The organism is Micromonospora sp. WMMA1996 (assembly GCF_002573675.1).
In the GTDB taxonomy this organism is placed as follows: Bacteria; Actinomycetota; Actinomycetes; order Mycobacteriales; family Micromonosporaceae; genus Micromonospora; species Micromonospora sediminicola.
Window position 1 is genome coordinate 1,878,681 of record NZ_PDHU01000001.1, and the last position, 17,055, is coordinate 1,895,735.

Annotated in this window: 18 protein-coding genes; 16 read left to right on the forward strand and 2 right to left on the reverse strand. The window is 75.4% G+C overall.

Translation table 11 applies throughout. From position 1 onward, the window contains the following. The first annotated feature begins 271 nt into the window (after nt 1-271). From COO58_RS09000 to COO58_RS09035, 8 genes are read left to right on the forward strand one after another with little or no spacing between them, the layout of a single operon-like run. Nucleotides 272-634 carry a TcmI family type II polyketide cyclase gene (locus COO58_RS09000; RefSeq protein ID WP_091574131.1) on the forward strand — a complete coding sequence of 121 codons (363 nt, stop codon included), beginning with the start codon at nt 272-274 and terminating at the stop codon, nt 632-634. After that, the gene (locus COO58_RS09005) at nt 631-2,331 is read left to right on the forward strand and encodes an acetyl-CoA carboxylase carboxyltransferase subunit alpha (protein ID WP_091574132.1); all 1,701 of its coding nucleotides are present in this window, start codon (nt 631-633) and stop codon (nt 2,329-2,331) included. The genes COO58_RS09000 and COO58_RS09005 overlap by 4 nt, the downstream gene beginning before the upstream one ends. After that, complete coding sequence (gene accB, locus COO58_RS09010) at nt 2,331-2,804, forward strand: acetyl-CoA carboxylase biotin carboxyl carrier protein (RefSeq protein WP_091574133.1); 474 nt, start codon at nt 2,331-2,333, stop codon at nt 2,802-2,804. The genes COO58_RS09005 and accB overlap by 1 nt, the downstream gene beginning before the upstream one ends. Next, nucleotides 2,804-4,372, forward strand: coding sequence for an acetyl/propionyl/methylcrotonyl-CoA carboxylase subunit alpha (locus tag COO58_RS09015; protein WP_098744567.1), 1,569 nt, complete (start codon nt 2,804-2,806; stop codon nt 4,370-4,372). The genes accB and COO58_RS09015 overlap by 1 nt, the downstream gene beginning before the upstream one ends. Next, a complete protein-coding gene (locus COO58_RS09020) occupies nt 4,369-5,076 on the forward strand; it encodes an SRPBCC family protein (protein WP_098744569.1) in 708 nt (235 codons plus the stop codon). Before COO58_RS09015 ends, COO58_RS09020 begins: the two co-directional genes overlap by 4 nt. Further along, a complete protein-coding gene (locus COO58_RS09025) occupies nt 5,073-5,483 on the forward strand; it encodes a cupin domain-containing protein (RefSeq protein ID WP_091574136.1) in 411 nt (136 codons plus the stop codon). Before COO58_RS09020 ends, COO58_RS09025 begins: the two co-directional genes overlap by 4 nt. Then, nucleotides 5,480-6,751 (forward strand): beta-ketoacyl synthase, encoded by a 1,272-nt coding sequence (locus COO58_RS09030; protein ID WP_098744570.1) that lies wholly within the window; start codon nt 5,480-5,482, stop codon nt 6,749-6,751. The genes COO58_RS09025 and COO58_RS09030 overlap by 4 nt, the downstream gene beginning before the upstream one ends. Beyond that, nucleotides 6,748-7,995, forward strand: coding sequence for a beta-ketoacyl synthase N-terminal-like domain-containing protein (locus COO58_RS09035; RefSeq protein WP_091574138.1), 1,248 nt, complete (start codon nt 6,748-6,750; stop codon nt 7,993-7,995). The genes COO58_RS09030 and COO58_RS09035 overlap by 4 nt, the downstream gene beginning before the upstream one ends. Nucleotides 7,996-8,022: 27 nt before the next feature. Here the strand turns inward: COO58_RS09035 and COO58_RS09040 are convergent, their stop codons facing one another. Further along, a complete protein-coding gene (locus tag COO58_RS09040) occupies nt 8,023-8,463 on the reverse strand; it encodes a GNAT family N-acetyltransferase (protein ID WP_098744572.1) in 441 nt (146 codons plus the stop codon). Between the two features lie 256 nt (nt 8,464-8,719). Here COO58_RS09040 and COO58_RS09045 point away from each other — a divergent pair, with 256 nt between their 5' ends. Continuing rightward, nucleotides 8,720-10,117: a class I adenylate-forming enzyme family protein gene (locus tag COO58_RS09045; RefSeq protein WP_098744574.1), complete on the forward strand. Its 1,398-nt coding sequence runs from the start codon at nt 8,720-8,722 to the stop codon at nt 10,115-10,117. A gap of 8 nt (nt 10,118-10,125) precedes the next feature. Here COO58_RS09045 and COO58_RS09050 read toward each other — a convergent pair whose 3' ends face one another. Next, on the reverse strand, nt 10,126-10,731 hold the full coding sequence (locus COO58_RS09050) for a 4'-phosphopantetheinyl transferase superfamily protein (RefSeq protein ID WP_098744575.1): 606 nt from the start codon (nt 10,729-10,731) through the stop codon (nt 10,126-10,128). A 17-nt stretch (nt 10,732-10,748) separates the two neighbouring features. On the opposite strand from COO58_RS09050, the gene COO58_RS09055 reads away from it, so the two are divergent. The 7 genes from COO58_RS09055 to hppD all read left to right on the forward strand — a co-directional run bounded on the left by COO58_RS09055 (nt 10,749) and on the right by hppD (nt 17,046). After that, on the forward strand, nt 10,749-11,012 hold the full coding sequence (locus COO58_RS09055; RefSeq protein ID WP_098744577.1) for a phosphopantetheine-binding protein: 264 nt from the start codon (nt 10,749-10,751) through the stop codon (nt 11,010-11,012). Then, nucleotides 11,012-11,257 carry a hypothetical protein gene (locus COO58_RS09060; RefSeq protein WP_091574143.1) on the forward strand — a complete coding sequence of 82 codons (246 nt, stop codon included), beginning with the start codon at nt 11,012-11,014 and terminating at the stop codon, nt 11,255-11,257. The genes COO58_RS09055 and COO58_RS09060 overlap by 1 nt, the downstream gene beginning before the upstream one ends. Then, on the forward strand, nt 11,250-12,380 hold the full coding sequence (locus tag COO58_RS09065) for a beta-ketoacyl synthase (RefSeq protein ID WP_098744578.1): 1,131 nt from the start codon (nt 11,250-11,252) through the stop codon (nt 12,378-12,380). Before COO58_RS09060 ends, COO58_RS09065 begins: the two co-directional genes overlap by 8 nt. A 125-nt stretch (nt 12,381-12,505) precedes the next feature. Then, nucleotides 12,506-13,006, forward strand: a complete 501-nt coding sequence (locus COO58_RS09070) for a beta-ketoacyl synthase chain length factor (protein ID WP_091577519.1) — start codon at nt 12,506-12,508, stop codon at nt 13,004-13,006. Continuing rightward, the gene (locus COO58_RS09075; protein WP_091574145.1) at nt 13,003-14,622 is read left to right on the forward strand and encodes a class I adenylate-forming enzyme family protein; all 1,620 of its coding nucleotides are present in this window, start codon (nt 13,003-13,005) and stop codon (nt 14,620-14,622) included. Before COO58_RS09070 ends, COO58_RS09075 begins: the two co-directional genes overlap by 4 nt. After that, on the forward strand, nt 14,619-15,884 hold the full coding sequence (locus tag COO58_RS09080; protein WP_091574146.1) for a beta-ketoacyl synthase: 1,266 nt from the start codon (nt 14,619-14,621) through the stop codon (nt 15,882-15,884). Before COO58_RS09075 ends, COO58_RS09080 begins: the two co-directional genes overlap by 4 nt. 64 nt (nt 15,885-15,948) lie before the next feature. Further along, complete coding sequence (gene hppD / locus COO58_RS09085; protein ID WP_098744580.1) at nt 15,949-17,046, forward strand: 4-hydroxyphenylpyruvate dioxygenase; 1,098 nt, start codon at nt 15,949-15,951, stop codon at nt 17,044-17,046. The last annotated feature ends 9 nt before the right edge of the window (nt 17,047-17,055 follow it).

A 17,055-nucleotide genomic window follows, 5' to 3' on the forward strand; every position in this document is an offset into this window, starting at 1 on the left:
CCTGTTACTCTCAGTCAACGGCGTGCAACATCGATGACAGTCCGTAACGGACTCGTAAGTCGCCCGTGATCTGCGAAAAAGTGTCGCCAACGAGAAGCGGAATTCGATCTTCCCATAGGCCACGCACAGTTTGCGTCAACGCAGCGTCACCATGATTGCGCTCTGATCGTGCCCGGTTGACGCCCGGGTGACGCCCCCGGCGGCACCGTGAGCCATCCGTGCGGCGCGACCGGTTCGCCGCGCACCGGGACGTACGCAGGGGAGGCCGCGAATGGACCGTTCGCTCATCGTCGCCAAGGTGGTGCCCACCGCCGAGGACCGGGTCGCCGAGATCTTCGCCGAGTCCGACGCGACCGAACTGCCCGGCCTGGTCGGCGTGCGGCACCGCTCCCTCTACCGGCTGCACGACCTCTACGTCCACCTGCTGGAGACGGAGTCGCCGGCGCAGGGCGCGGTCGAGGACGCGCGGGGGCATCCCGAGTTCGTCCGGATCAGCGAGCGGCTGCGGCCGTACATCTCGCCGTACCTGCCGACCTGGCGCTCGCCGCGCGACGCCATGGCGCACTGCTTCTACCGGTACGACGCCCCGGGTCACCAGGCCCACCGGTACGACGCCGCCGGGCGGCGGCCGTGACCACCACCGCGCCCCGGGACGAGCAGCTCTGGTCGCGGTGCGACGGCTGCGCCTCGCTGCTCTACCGCAAGCGGCTGCGCCGCAACCTGGACGTCTGCCCGGAGTGCGGCTCGCACACCCGGCTGGACGCGCCGGACCGGGTGGCGCAGCTGGTCGACCCGGACTCGTTCACCCCGCTGCCGGACCGGGCGGTACGGGTGGACCCGATCGACTTCGTCGACGCGGTGCCGTACCCGCACCGGCTCGGCGCGGCGCGCGCGGGCACCGGCCTGGACGAGGCGGTGCTCTGCGGCACCGCCCGGCTGGGCGGGCACCCGGTGGCGCTGGCGGTGATGGACTTCCGGTTCCTCGGCGGCAGCCTCGGCTGCGCGGTCGGCGAGCTGATCACCCGCACCGCCGAGCGGGCGCTGGCCGACGGCTGCCCGCTGGTGCTGGTCACCGCGTCCGGCGGGGCGCGGATGCAGGAGGGCGCGCTGTCGCTGATGCAGATGGCCACGGTCAGCCAGGCCCTCGCGGGCCTGCGCGAGGCGGGACTGCTGACGGTCAGCGTGGTCACCGACCCCACGTACGGCGGGGTGGCCGCCTCGTTCGCCACCAACACCGACGTCGTGCTCGCCGAGAGCGGCGCACGGTTGGGTTTCGCCGGTCCGCGGGTGATCCGCCAGGTGACGGGCGCCGCGTTGCCCGAGGGCTTCCAGACCGCGGAGTACCTGCTGCGCCACGGCCAGGTCGACATGGTGGTGCCCCGGCACGCGCTGCGGGGACGCCTGACCGCGCTGCTCGCCGCCGCCGACGCCGGCCGGCGACCGCCGGCGCACCGGCCCGCGCCGGCGCCGCCGCCGCGTCCGGCCGCCTCGGCGCCCCGCGACGCCTGGGAGACGGTACGCGTGGCCCGGCACCCCGGCCGGCCGACCACCCTCGACTACCTGGAGACCGCGTTCGACGGGTTCGTCGAGCTGCACGGCGACCGGCTCGGCGCGGACTGCCCGGCGATCGTCGGCGGCATCGCCCGCCTGGACGGGCGGCCGGTGATGGTGATCGGCCACCAGAAGGGACACACCACCGCCGAGCTGGTGGCGCGCAACTTCGGCATGGCCAGCCCGGCCGGGCACCGCAAGGCGTTGCGGCTGGCGCGCCTGGCGGCCCGGCTCCGGCTGCCCGTGGTGACGCTGGTGGACACGCCGGGCGCCGACCCGGGGGTGACCGCCGAGCAGCAGGGCCAGGCGGCGGCGATCGCGGAGAACATCCTCGCGCTGAGCGTCCTGCCCACCCCGGTGGTCGCGGTGGTCACCGGAGAGGGCGGCAGCGGCGGCGCGCTGGCGCTCGCGGTCGCCGACCGGGTGCTCATGCTGGAGCACGCCGTCTACTCGGTGATCAGCCCGGAGGGCTGCGCCGCGATCCTCTGGCCGGACAGCTCCGCCGCGCCGCAGGCCGCCCGGGCGCTGCGCCTCACCGGCGCCGACCTGTGCCGCCTCGGCGTGGTCGACGAGCTGGTGCCCGAGCCGTACCCGGCCGCGCACGGCGACCCGGTGGGCGCGGCGGAGCTGCTCGGCCGGGCGGTCGCGGCGAACCTCGCCCCGCTGCTCTCGGTGCCCCCGGCCACGCTGGTACGCCGCCGCCGGCAGCGCTTCCGCCGCTTCGGCGCGGCCCGCTCCACGGCGACCCCGCCGGTCGACGGCCGGGCGGAGGTGGCGTGATGGCGGACGCCGGACCCGAGCAGGTGTTGGACGGGCTGCGCCGGCAGGCCCGCAAGCTGGTCGCCGACCTCGACGGGCCGGTGCGCCGGGTGCGGCTGCGCAGCGGCGAGGCGCTGCTGGAGGTCGAGTGGCACGATCCGGTGCCGCCGCCGAGGACGGGCGCCGACCCCGCCGCGCCGCCCGGGGAACCGGCCGCGCAGGCGGCGCCGGCGACCGACCGGGCGACGGTACGGGCCCCGGTGGTCGGCACGTTCTATCGCGCCCCCGAGCCCGGGGCGATGCCGTTCGTCGCGGTCGGCGACCTGGTCCGGCCGGGCCAGGTGATCGGCATCGTCGAGGCCATGAAGCTGATGAACGAGGTGACCGCCGGCCAGGCCGGACGGGTGGCCGAGGTGCTGGTGGAGGACGGCAAGCCCGTCGAGTACGACCAGCCGCTGATCGCCCTGGACCCGATCACCGGACGGGACGCCTGATGTTCGACAAGGTGCTGATCGCCAACCGCGGCGAGATCGCGTTGCGGGTGCTGCGCGCCTGCCGGGAGATGGGCGTACGGACGGTGGTGGTGCACTCCAGCGCCGACGCCGACTCGCTGCCGGTGCGGCTGGCCGACGAGGCGGTACGGATCGGGCCGGCGGCCAGCCGGCGCAGCTACCTCAACGCCGCCGCGATCGTGGAGGCCGCCCGGCAGACCGGCGCGCAGGCCGTCCACCCCGGCTACGGCTTCCTCTCCGAGGACGCCGACTTCGCCGAGATCTGCGCCGAGAACGGGCTGGTCTTCATCGGCCCGCCGCCACAGGTGATGGCCGCGCTGGCGGACAAGTCCACCGCCCGCGCGTTGATGAGCGGCGCCGGCCTGCCGCTGCCGCCGGGCAGCGTGCGGACGCTGCCGACCGCCGCCGAGGCCCAGGAGGTGGCCGCCGAGGTCGGCTACCCGGTCATCGTGAAGGCCGCCGCCGGCGGGGGCGGGCGCGGGATGACGGTGGTGCGCACGGCCGCCGAGCTGCCCCGCGCGTACGCCCGCACCCGCGCCGCCGCGCAGGTCGCGTTCGGCGACGACCGGGTGTACGTCGAGCGGTACCTCGCCGACGCCCGGCACGTGGAGGTGCAGGTGCTCTGCGACGCCCACGGCAACGGCGTCCACCTGGGCACCCGGGACTGCTCGGTGCAGCGCCGGCACCAGAAGCTCATCGAGGAGGCGCCCGCGCCCGCGCTGCGACCGGCCACCCTGGACACGCTCGCCGAGGTCGCCCTGCGCGGCGCGCTGTCGGTCGGCTTCACCGGTGCCGGCACGGTCGAGTTCCTGGTGGACGAGGCGGAACGGGCCCACTTCCTGGAGATCAACTGTCGGATCCAGGTGGAGCATCCGGTGACCGAGATGATCACCGGCGTCGACCTGGTCCAGGAACAGTTGCACGTGGCCGCCGGCACGCCGTTGCGCCTGCGACAGTCCGACGTGCGGCCACACGGGGTGGCGATCGAGTGCCGGGTCAACGTGGAGGATCCGGACCGCGACTTCGCGCCCGCACCCGGCCGGCTGGAGCGGTTCCGGCCGCCGGGCGGCCCGTTCACCCGGGTCGACACGCACGGCCACGTCGGCTACCTGGTCAGCCCGCACTACGACTCGCTGCTGGCCAAGGTGGCGGTCTGGGCACCCGACCGGGACGCCGCGCTGGACCGGCTCGACCGGGCGCTGGCCGAGTTCGACGTGGCCGGTCCGGGGGTGCGCACCACCATCCCGTTCGCCCGGCGGGTGCTGCGCGATCCCGCGTTCCGGGCCGCCCGGCACACCACCGGCCTGGTCGAACGCCTGCTCGCCCCGCCCGCCGAGAACACCGGCGGCGCCGGGCCCGTCGAGATCGCCGACATCTCCCCGCCGGGGGACGCCGACGGCGCCCCGCCCGCCCACGGCGCGGCGGCCGACGTCGCCCTGCCGAGGCTGCGCTCGGCGGTGCCCGACCCGCGCGCCGAGACCGACCCGGCCGGCCGTACCCCCGTTCCCGCCGCGCCCGCCGCCGGCCCGACCACCTGGAGGAACCGATGACCGTCGCCCCCGACCGCCCGCTCGCCAGCGAGATCACCGACATCCTGGTGACGCACTGCGGCCTGGACCCCGACGCCGCCGCCAGCACCCCGGCCGCGAGCCTGGAGGAGTTGGGCATGGACTCCCTGGCGCTGCTCGAACTCTCCGCGGTCGTGGCCGACCGGTGGCGGGTGAAGATCCCCGAACAGGCCGGCCAGCTCAGCATCGCCGGCGTCGCCGACCTGGTGGCCCGCAGGGCGGACCCGCCCGGGCACACCGAGAACGCGATCGACATCGACGCGCCGCTGCCGTTGGTCTGGGACATCACCAACGACGTGGCCCGGTGGACCGAGCTGTTCACCGAGTACGCGCTGGTGGAGATCCTGCACGCGGAGGGGGACACGGTCCGCTTCCGGCTCACCATGCACGCGGACGAGAACGGCGTGGCGTGGAGCTGGGTCAGTGAGCGCACCGCCGACCCGGCGACCCGGCAGGTGCACGCCCGCCGCGTCGAGACCGGGCCGTTCGAGTACATGCGCATCCACTGGCGGTACGAGGAGGTCGACGGCGGCACCCGGATGACCTGGGTGCAGGACTTCGCGATGAAGCCCACCGCGCCGGTCGACAACGCCGGCATGACCGCGCGGATCAACACCAACAGCAAGGTCCAGCTCGCCGTGATCAAGGAGCGGATCGAGCGGGCGCACGCGGGAGGCGCGCGATGACCGACATCACCACCGCCCGGGTCTCCGTCCACGACGTGTCCGCCGACCGCCGTCGCGGCGGGGAGCTGCGGGTGCTGCTCGGCCCGAAGACCGTCGGCAGCACCTCCGGCTTCATGGGCGTGGCCGCGCTCGCGCCGGGGGAGCGGATCGCCGAGCACTACCACCCGTACAGCGAGGAGTTCCTCTACGTGGCGCGCGGCGCGATCACCGTCGACCTGGACGACGTCGAGGTGCCGCTGGCCGCCGGGGAGGCGCTCTACGTGCCGAAGTACGTGCGGCACCGGCTGCGCAACACCGGCGACGAGCCCGCCGAGGTGGTCTTCCACCTGGGGCCGCTCGCGCCCCGACCGGAACTCGGCCACGTCGACACCGAGAGCGCCGCCCCACCACCGCGGGAGCCGTCGTGACCGGCCGGCGCACCGTGGTCACCGGCGTCGGCGTGGTCGCGCCCGGCGGCGCCACCCGGGACCGCTTCTGGAAGACCATCACCGAGGGGCGGACCGCCACCCGACGGATCAGCTTCTTCGACCCGTCGCCGTTCCGCTCGCAGATCGCCGCCGAGTGCGACTTCGACCCCGACGCCGCCGGGATCACGCTGGCCGAACGGCAGCGCGCCGACCGGTACGTGCAGTTCGCGCTCGCCTGCTCCGCCGAGGCGCTCGCGGACAGCGGGTTGACGCTCACCGACGCCGAGCGGGAGCGGGCCGGCGTGGTGCTCGGCACCGCCGTCGGCGGCACCATGGCCCTGGAGCAGGAGTACGTGCGGGTCAGCGACTCCGGCCGGCACTGGCTGGTCGACCACGCCCTCGGCGGGCCGTACCTCTACCAGGCGCTGGTGCCCAGCAGCCTGGCCGCCGACGTGGCCTGCCGGCACGGGCTGCACGGCCCGGCCCAGGTGGTCTCCACCGGCTGCACCTCGGGCATCGACGCGATCGGGTACGCCCACCAGCTCGTCGCTGACGGCGAGGCCGACGTGGTGCTCGCCGGGGCCGCCGACTCGCCGATCTCCCCGGTCACCGTCGCCTCGTTCGACGCGATCGGCGCGACCAGCCCGGACAACGACGACCCGGAGCACGCGTCCCGGCCGTTCGACGCCGACCGGCACGGGTTCGTCCTCGCCGAGGGCGCGGCGGTGCTGGTGCTGGAGGAGGCCGAGCACGCCCGCCGCCGGGGCGCGCACGTCTACTGCGAGGTCGCCGGCTACGCCAGCCGCAGCAACGGCTTCCACATGACCGGCCTGCGTCCGGACGGCGCCGAGATGGCGGTGGCGATCACCGACGCGCTGCGCCAGGCCCGGCTCGCCCCCTCGGCCGTCTCGTACGTCAGCGCGCACGGCTCCGGCACGCGGCAGAACGACCGGCACGAGACGGCCGCGTTCAAGCGGGCGCTCGGCCCGGCCGCGTACGGGGTGCCGATCAGCTCGATCAAGTCGATGGTCGGCCACTCGCTCGGCGCGATCGGCTCGATCGAGATGGCCGCCTGCGCGCTGGCCATCGAGTACGGCGTGGTTCCGCCGACCGCCAACTGGGCCACCCGCGACCCGGAGTGCGACCTGGACTACGTGCCGAACGAGGCCCGGGAGGTGCCGGTGGACGTGGCGTTGTCGGTGGGCAGCGGCTTCGGCGGCTTCCAGTCCGCGATGGTCTTCCGTCGGATGGCGGTGGCGCTGCCATGACGGCGCGGGCGGTGGTGACCGGCATCGGCGTGGTCGCGCCGAGCGGCGTCGGCACGGACGCGCACTGGGCCACCGTGCTGGCCGGCACCCGGCGCACCGGCCCGATCACGCTGTTCGACCCGGCGCGCTACCCGACCCGGGTGGCCGGCGAGGTGGTCGACTTCGACCCGGCCGGGTTCACCGACCCCCGGCAGCGGGTGCAGACCGACCGCTGGACCCACCTCGGCTTCGCCGCCACCCGGCTGGCGCTGGCCGACGCCGGCCTGCCCGAGGTGTCACCCGACCCGTACGGCTGGGCGGTCACGCTGGCCAGCTCGTCCGGCGGGAACCTGTTCGGGCAGCGGGAGCTGCAACGGCTCTGGGGCGGCCCGACCCGCACGGTCGGGGCGTACCAGTCGATCGCCTGGTTCTACGCGGCCAGCGTCGGGCAGCTGTCGATCCGGCACCAGTTCAAGGGGCCGTCCGGGGTCACCGTGTCCGAGTCGGCCGGCGGGCTGGACAGCCTGGCGCACGCGGTGCGCACCATCCGCCGGGGCACGCCGGTGGTCGTCGCCGGGGCGACCGAGTGCCCGCTGAGCCCGTACGCGCTCGCCTGCCAACTGCGCTCCGGGCTGCTCAGCGACGTCGCCGACCCGGAGCGCGCGTACCGGCCGTTCGACGCCGCGGCCAGCGGGTACGTGCCGGCCGAGGGCGGCGCGGTGTTCGTGGTGGAGGAGCTGGGGCATGCGCTGGGTCGGGGCGCGCGGATCTACGGGGAGATCACCGGCTGGGCGGCCACCCACGACGCCGCCCCCACCGACCCGGAGGCCGGACCCGACCCGACCCACTACGCCCGGGCGCTGCGCCTGGCCCTGGACCGGGCCGCGGTCCGTCCGCACGACGTGGACGTGATCTGGCCGGACGCGCTCGGTGTGCCGGCGTACGACCGGGCCGAGGCGAGCGCGCTGCGGACCGTGTTCGGCGACCGGACCCCGCCGGTGACCACGCAGAAGCCGTTGACCGGCCGGGCCCACCAGGGCGGGTCGGCGCTGGACGCGGCCACCGCGCTGCTGGCGTTCCAGCGGGGCGTGCTGCCCGTCTCCGCCGGCCCGGACGACCCCGCGCCCGGGTGCGAGCTGACCTTCCTGCGCGAGCCCCGCCGGCCGCGGAGCCGGATCGCGCTGGTCGGCGCGCGCGGCTTCGACGGGTTCAACAGCGCGCTGGTGCTGCGTGGCGCCGCGCCCCCGCCGACCGGGGAGGGCTGACCGGGCAGCCCGCTCCGGTGTGCCGGGTCACGACGGCCGCGCCGCCAGGTAGGCCGTCTTGGCGTCGCCGGAGAACCCGCAGGCCCGGTAGAAGGCGTGGGTCGCGGGCCGGCGTGACCCGGTCATGAGCATCGCCTTGTAACAACCGGCGTCCCAGGCGGCCTGGAGCGTGCCGGCCATGATCCGCTTGCCCAGACCGGTGCCGCGCCGCGACTCGTCGACGACGACGTTCTCGATGACCGCGTAGGGGGACGCCGATCGGCTGATGTTCGGGATCACGTTGAGGTACGTGGTGGCGACGACGGCCCCGTCCAGCTCGAGCACGAACAGGTGCAGCCCCGCGGTGGCCAGGATCCGCGCGAAGGCCCGCGCGTCGGAGCCGTCGGTCAGGTGCGGGTCGTCGGGGTTCAACTGCCGGTAGAGGCGGACGATCTGCGCGAAGTCGTTGTGCCGGGCCACACGGAACATGCCCCGAGCGTAGCCATCGGCCGGACCGCGACGCACTGCGCGCAGCACAGCGTCGGGCGGCCGGCGGGCTACCTTGCCGGCGTGCGTCCGATCCTGCCTGTCCGATCGATCCTGGGCAATCCACCAGCCGCTGTTTTGGATCTAGCCATTTGCATCTGGCGATGCCGAGAAGGGCCGCCGTAGGGTTCCGTCAGCACCCCGAAAGACGTACCCGGTGGGCGGATCCGCCCACATCGAGGCTGGGCGGTGGCCGGTCGTGAGTGCACATCCCGTGGCGGACGATCCCGCGTCGACGACGGTGGACTGGGTGGACGACATCCTGTTCACCGGCCGCGACACCGACGTGTGTCTCCGCCTGCCGGAACCGGTCGACAAGGGCACGCTGCGCCGCCTCGTCGGCGAGGCGCAGACCCGCCTGACCGAAGCCGGGCTGCGTCCGGGCGGCGCCGCGGCGCTGCGCCTGCCACCCTCCCTGGCGTACGTGGCGCATTTGCTGGCCACGTGGCGCGCCGGCGGCCAGGCCGTGCTGCTCGACCACCGGCTCACCGACCACGAGGTCGACCGGGCCCTGCGCCGGCTCACCCCGCAGGTGGTGGTCGCGCCGGTCCGCACCGGCGGCGGCGCGCTGCGCGTCTTCGTCGACGTCACCGCCGGCGTCACGTCCTACTCCGACCGTCCCGCCGGCAGCCCGCACGCGGTGATCCAGCTCAGCTCCGGCTCCACCGGCCCGTCCAAGGTGATCGGCCGCACCGCCGCCGACCTGGTCGCCGAGGTGCGCCGCTACACCCGGATCGACGGGGTCGCGCTGCCCGGCGAACGGATCATCCTGCTGCCGTCCATGGTGCACGTGCTCGGCCTGGTCGGTGGGCTGCTCTACGGCCTGCACGCCGGGGTCGAGCTGTGCCCGCCCGAGCGGCTCGGCGGCGACGCGATCCTCGCCGCGGTCGCCGCCCAGGACACCCCGGCCACCGTGCTCGGCGTGCCGTTCCACATCGGACTGCTCGCCTCCACCGTGCCCACCGGCCCGCTGCCGCAGCTGCGTCGCATGACCACCGGTGGCGAGCTGGTCCCGGCCGCGGTCGCCCGGGCCTTCACCGACCGCTACGGCGTCCCGCTGGGCAACATGTACGGGATGACCGAGGTCGGGGTCATCGGCACCGACCTGCACGGCGCGCACCGCCCCGCCGTCGCCCCCGCCCCCGGCATCGAGGTGCGGGAACGCGACGGCGAGCTGTGGGTCAGCTGCCCGGCGAACCCGTACGTCGGACTCGCCGACCCGACCCGCTGGGCCGACGGCTGGCTGCACACCCGCGACGCCGGCGCGGTCGACCCCGGGACCGGGCTGGTCACCGTGCGGGGGCGGCTCGACTCGCAGGTGTCGGTCGGCGGCCTCAAGGTCGACCTCACCGAGGTGGAGGCCACCGTGGCCGGCCTGCCCGGCGTCACCGCCGCCGTGGTGGTCTGGGACGACGGGATCAGCGCCTACGTGCAGACCGACGGCACACCCACCGAGGAGACGCTGGACATCCTGCTCGCCGAGCGGCTGGCCGGGTTCAAGCGGCCCCGCACGCTGCACCTGCTCGAACAACTGCCCCGCACCACCACCGGAAAGCTGGTCCGCGCGGTGCCGGCCCTGCGGGAGGCGGCGTCGTGACCGGCCCGCTAGGCGAGCACGACCCCGACCGGCCCGGCGGCGCCGAGCACCGCGACCGCGAGCACCAGCTCGTCCCCGCCGGCGGGATGACCGACGCGCGCGTCCGGACGCCCGGGGACCGGCCACAGCTCGCCGCCGCCCTGCGGGGGCGGCATCCGGCGGCGCAGCCCACCGCCACGCAGCCCCCGACCGAGCGCCTTACCGACCGCCTCCTTCGCCGTCCACAGGCGCAGGAAGTCCAGCTCCCGCCCGGTCTCGTCACGGGCCGCCAGCCAGTCCGCCTCGTCCGGGGCGTACCAGCGGCGGGCCAGGGACGTGGCGGGCAGCGGACGGCGCCGCTCCACGTCCACCCCGACCGGGCCGGCCGCCCGGGCGGCCACCACGACCACCCCGTCGACGTGGCTGACGCTGACCGGCAGCGTCCGCCCGTCGTCGGCGCGCACCTCCGGGCGCCCGCCGGGCCCCCGGTCCACCCCGATCCCCGCCTCGGGCCGGCCGAGCAACGCGCCACCCGCGCGCCTGAGCAACCGCCGCGTCAGCTCCCGCTGGTCGCCGGTGGCACGGCCGGTCCACACGTACACGGTGTCCCGACCGGGCACCGGTAGCTGGTTCACGGAAAGAGGTTAACCCCATGCGCGACGAGGTCCGCACCTTCGTCATCGAGCAGCTGGCCGACATGAACTACGACGTCGACGACCTCGACGACGACACCACCCTGGGCCCCTCCGGCGTCGACCTGGAGTCGCTGGCCCTGGCCGACCTCGCGGTCCGGGTCGAGGACCGCTACGGCCTGAAGTTCGCCGACGACGAGTCGGAGAAGCTGGCCCTGATGACGGTCGGCGAGTTCACCACCATGGTCGCCGACCGCGCGGCCGCCGACGGCGACGACTCCTGATGTCCGGTCGGCCCGACCTGGGGCGAGCTGACCTGGTGAGCATGCTCGCCGAACTGACCGCGAAACCCGTCGACCGGGTGCCCGACCGGATCGGCTCGATGGAGCTGGCCTGGCTGGTCCACCTCGTCGAGCAGCGCTACGACCGCCGGCTGGAGCTGAGCGACGACCAGCTCGCCGGCATCCGGACCGTCGACGACGCGTTGGCGGTGTTCCGCAGCTCGCTGACCGCTCCCGCAGATGGCTGAGCGGGAGACCGTACGGATCACCGGCACGCACGCGCTCAGCGCCCTCGGCAGGGGCGCCGACGCGCTGCTGTCCGGGGTGCTCTCCGGCACCCCGGCGTTCGGGCCGGTGCGCCGCTTCGACACCACCGGCCGCCGGGTCACCGTGGCGGCCACCCTGCCGGAGGTCGGCACGCTCGCCGCCGAACTCACCGACGCGATCGACGCCGCCGCCCGGGCCGCCGGGCTGGGCCGGGCCGACCGGGCCGGGTGCGCCCTGTTCCTGGCCACCCACGGCGGGCCGCACTCGCTGCCCGTACCCCAGGGGCGGGACGAGCCGACGGTGCCGGCGCTCGCCGGTCACCTGGCCGCCCGCTGCGGGCTCGGCGGGCCCACCCGGGTCTACACCACCGCCTGCGTCTCGGCCAGCACCGCGGTCGGCGACGCGGCCGCGCTGATCCGCCGCGGCGACCTGGACCGGGTCGTGGTCGCGGCCGGCTACCTGGTCGAACCCGACCAGTACGCGCTCTTCGACGCCGGCCGGGCGCTCGCCGCCGACGGCGCGGTCCGGCCGTTCAGCGCCGGCCGCACGGGGCTGCTGCTCGGCGACGGGGTGGCCGCGGTGGTGCTGGAGTCGGCGGGCGCCGCGGCCCGGCGGGACGCCGAGACGCTCGCGACGGTGGCCGGGTGGGGCCGGGCGGGGGACGCGTACCACCCGTGCCAGCCGCATCCGGACGGGACCGGGCTGGCCCGCGCGGTCGAGGCGGCGCTGCGCCGGGGCGGGCTGCCCCCGGACGCGGTCGGCTACGTCAACGCCAACGCCACCGGCACCCCGTTCAGCGACGCCTCCGAGGCGGCGGCGCTGACCCGGGTGTTCGGCGCGGACGCCGGCCGGCTGCCGGTCAGCTCCACCAAGTCGGTGCACGGGCACGCGCTGGAGGCGTCCGGGCTGCTGGAACTGCTGGTCACCGTGCTGGCCCTGCGGCACGGCAAGCTGCCGGTCACCGCCGGCTGGCTCGGCTGCGACCCGCGGTGCCCGCTGGACGTCATCCGCGACGCCCCCCGCCCCGCCCGTACCGCACACGCCCTGACCCTCAACGCCGCCTTCGGCGGCGCCAACACGGCCCTCCTGGTGAGCACCTCATGACCACCCCCACCCCCACCCCCACCCCTCACCCTGGCTCCCCGCGATCTTGCACTTCCGGCCCCGGCGAAACGGGCACAACGCCCGCCGAGGGGGCACCAACCGCAAGATCGCGCAACGACGGGGTGGTGGTGCTCGCGGAGGCGCGGTGGCCCGAGGACGGGGGCGGGGGCGCGGGGGCGGCGGGGGTGCCGGGGTTCGTGCACTCGCCGTTCGCGCCGCTGGTGGTGGCGGTGGCGGAGCGGTGCCTCGCGCGACGGTACGGGGACGGGCCGCTTCCTCCGGGCAACCGGACGGCGGTGGTGCTGGTCAGCGCCGGCGGGGACTCCGTCAGCGCGGCGCACGTGCGCGCCACGGTGGCCGCCGGTGGGCGGGTCGGACCGCTGTTCTTCTTCCAGTCGGTGCCGAACAGCGTGGCCGGGCACGTCGCGGCGCGCCGGGGACTGGACGGGCCGGTGGTGTGCCTGAGCCCCACGGGGGACCCACGGGCCGAGGGTGAGGCCGAGGCGGACCTGCTGCTGCACGACGGCGACGCCGCGCAGGCGTTGCTGATCCTGATCGAACTGGCACCGGACGGCACGTCGGGCGAGGCGACCGCGGTGCTGCTGGGGGAGGAGACACGTCAATGAGGACGAAGGGACTGCGCGGCGCGCTCGCGGCCGACGCCGAGCTGGGCGCGGGCAACGTGCTCGCCCGGGTGCTGGCCCACGGCGCCGACCCGGACGGCCCGGGGCTCACGTTCGACACCGAGGTGGACGGCCACCCGGCCGAGACCCCGCTGACCCTGGGCCGGCTCGACCGGATGGTCGCCGCCCGGGCGGCCTGGCTGCACGAGCGCGGGGTGAAGCCACGCGACCCGGTGGCGGTCTGGGCCGGCACCGCCGCCGACATGGTGCTGTCGTTCCTGGCGCTGACCCGTCTCGGCGCGATCCCCGCGCTGATGAACGGCAGGCTGCGCCCGGAGATCGCCGCCGAGTACATCCGCCGGCTGCGGGCCGCCGGGGTGCTCGCCGACGCCGACCGGGCCACCGCCCTGGCCGGCCACGACCTGGGCGCGCCGATGCTCGGCGAGCCGGCACGGGCCGGCGCCGGCGACCCGGACGCCGCGCCCGCGCACTACCGGCACCACCCCGACGACCCGATCGTCATCACCCACACCTCCGGCACCACCGGCGTGCCGAAGGCGGTGCTGCACTCGCACGCCAGCCTCTTCGCCGCCACGCGGCACCTGCTGTCCATGCCGCAGGCGCAGGGCACCGGCCGGATCCTCAACGCGCTGCCCGCCCCGCACACCGCCACCGTGCTCATGGTCAACCAGGCGCTGGGCAACCGGGCGGAGATGTACCTGCTCTCCGAGCAGGGCGGCGAACGGGTGCTGGACGCGATCCAACGCTGGCGGCCCGACGGCGTCTTCGGGTTCTCCGTGACCTGGGCCGAGCTGGCCCGCTTCGACCTGTCCGGCTACGACCTGGACTCGGTGCGGCTGTGGTTCAACACCGGCGACTGCTCGCACGAGCCGCACGTGCGGCGGCTGGTCGCGGTCGGCTCCCGGGACGTGGTCACCCGCGACGGCGTCACCCGGGTGCCCGGCTCGGTCTTCATCGACGGGCTCGGCTCCAGCGAGATGGGGCACTCCATGTTCCACGTCACGCACACCGTCGACACCAACCGGTACGGGCGCTGCGTCGGCCGGCCGTACCGGTTCACGAAGGTGGCGGTGCTCGACGCCGAGGGCAACGAACTGCCCGCCGGCCAGGTCGGCTGGCTGGGCATCGACTCGCCGTCGCTGTTCCGCGGCTACTGGAACGACTCGGCCACCACCTACCGGTTCCGGCTGCGCGGCTGGTACCTCACCGGCGACCTGGTGTACGCCGACGACGACGGCCGCTACTACCACCTGGACCGGGCGGTCGACTCGGTCGAGGTCGGCGACGGGAAACGGTTCTTCACCGCGCTGTCCGAGGAGCGGATCCTCGCCGCCTGCGCCGACGTCACCGATTGCACGGTGGTGATCGTCAAGGCGGACGACGGCACGGTCACCACCGACGTGCTGCTGGAACTGGCCGCCGGGGCCGACCCGGACGCGGACCGCACCGCGCGCATCCGCGCCGCGCTCGGCCCGGACGTGGCCGCCACGCTGCGCCGGGTGGTGCCGGTCCGCGCCGACGACATCCCGGTCACCGTCACCGGCAAGGTCCGCAAGGTGGCGCTGCGCGAGCGCTACCTGACCGAGGCCCCGTCGTGACCGCGCTGATCACCGGCATGGGCCTGTTCACCCCGGCCGGGCGGGGCGTCGAGGAGACGTTCGCGGCGCTCCTGTCCGGCCGCTCCGGGCTGCGCCGCCCACCCGAGGGCCACCCGGCGCGGGACAGCCTGGAGGTCGCCGGGGTGCTGCCGGAGATCGACCCGCGCACCGTCGCGTCCGGGCCGGAGACCAGGGTGCTCGACCGGATCGTGCTGCTCGCCCTGCTCACCGCCGCCGAGGCGCTCGCCGACGCCGGGATCGAGGTGGGGCGCGACGTCGACCCGGACCGGATCGGGGTGATCATCGGCGGCGTCGGCGGGATGTCCACCCTGGAGAGCCAGGTGCTGGCCCGGGCCGCGCGCGGCCGGGCGGCGGTCAGCCCGTACCTGCTCACCGGGATTTTGCCGAACATGCCCTCGGCCCGCGTCGCGATCGCGCACGGCATCCGCGGCTACAGCTCGGCGGTCGGCACGGCCTGCGCCTCCGGCGCCCAGGCCGTCGCCGACGGGGTACGCCTCATCCGCGCCGGCGAGGCCGACGTGGTGGTGTGCGGGGCGAGCGAGGCGCCACTGTTCCCGACGTTCGCCGACACGTTCGGCAACGCCCGGGCGCTGGCCCGGGGCTGGGACGAACCCACCGAGGCGAGCCGGCCGTTCGACAAGCGGCGCAACGGGTTCGTGCTGGCCGAGGGCGCGGCGCTGCTGGTGCTCGAACGGGCCGGGCACGCCGCCGCCCGGGGCGCGACCGGCTACGCCGAGGTCGCCGGCTACGGGGTGAACACCGACGCCTACCACCCGACCGCGCCCCGGCCCGACGGCGCGGGCGCGGCCGCGTGCATGCGTCGGGCGCTGGCCGGCGCCGGTGTCGGGCCGGACGACGTCGGTTACGTCAACGCCCACGGCACCGGCACGAAACGCGGAGACGTCGCCGAGACCACCGCGCTGGCCGAGGTGTTCGGCGTCGGCGCGGTGCCGGTCAGCTCCACCAAGGCACTCACCGGGCACCTGCTCGGCGCCTCCGGGGTGCTGGAGGCCGCGGTCACCGCGCTGGCGCTCGGGCGCGGCCTGCTGCCGCCCACCTACCACCTGGACGACCCGGACCCGGAGTGCGAGGCGGACCACGTCCGCGCCGCGCCCCGGCCCACCCGGACCGACCACGCGCTGACGAACTCGTTCGGGTTCGGCGGCCAGAACGTCAGCCTGCTGCTGCGCCGGCTCCCGGAGCCGGCCCGCCGGGCCGCCACCCCGGTCGCCGCCGGCTGACCGTACTCCATCCCGGGCGTCCGCCCGGGTCGTGATCACGGGGGGAACAGGGGGAAACCCGTCCATGCACATCAACGGCATCGACCATCTCGAACTGTACGTGGGGGACGCCCGGCAGGCGGCCTTCTACTTCGACACCGCGGTCGGGTTCCGGCTGCGCGGCCAGGGCGGACCGGAGACCGGGCTGGCCGGGCAGCGCTCGCTGCTGCTGGCCCAGGCCGGCATCCGGCTGCTGCTGACCACCGGCCTGTCCGCCGAACATCCGGCCGCCACGTACGTGCACCGGCACGGCGACGGCATCGCGGTGGTCGCGCTGGCCGTCGACGACGCCGCCGGGGCGTACGCGGAGCTGGTGGCCCGGGGTGCGACCGGGGTGACGCCACCGCGGACCTTCACCGACGGGAACGCCGAGGTGGTGCTCGCCGAGGTCGGCGGCTTCGGCGACGTGCTGCACCGGCTCGTCGAGCGGCGCGGTGACCACGACGTGTTCCTGCCCGGCGCGATCGAGCCGGTGGCCGCCCCGGACGGCGACGCGCTGCTGGCCGAGGTCGACCACCTGGCGGTCTGCGTGCCACCCGGGCAGCTCGACGAGACGGTCGCGCACTACGAGAAGGTGTTCGGCTTCGCCGAGATCTTCACCGAACACATCGAGGTCGCCGGCCAGGCGATGAACTCCAAGGTGGTGCAGAGCCCGTCCGGGCAGGTCACCTTCGTGCTGCTGGAGCCGGACACGGGCGCCCGGGCCGGGCAGATCGAGGACTTCCTGCGCTGGCACGCCGGCGCCGGGGTGCAGCACCTGGGGCTGCGCACCGACGACATCGTCACCGCGGTCGGCGCGCTCGCCGGCCGGGGGGTGCGGTTCGCCCGCACGCCCGGTGCCTACTACGACCACCTGGAACAGCGGGTCGGTCGGCTGGACGCGCCGGTGGACCGGCTGCGGGAGCTGAGCATCCTGGTCGACTCCGACCACGACGGGCAGCTGCTGCAGATCTTCACCGAGTCGATGCACGTGCGCCGCACCCTCTTCCTCGAACTCATCGAGCGGCGCGGGGCGCGCACCTTCGGCAGCGGCAACATCAAGGCGCTCTACGAAGCGAAGGAACGCGAACTGACCGCGGCGGGGGCGATCCCCGCCGCCGCGGCCGGAGGGGTGACGGCATGAGGGAACGCA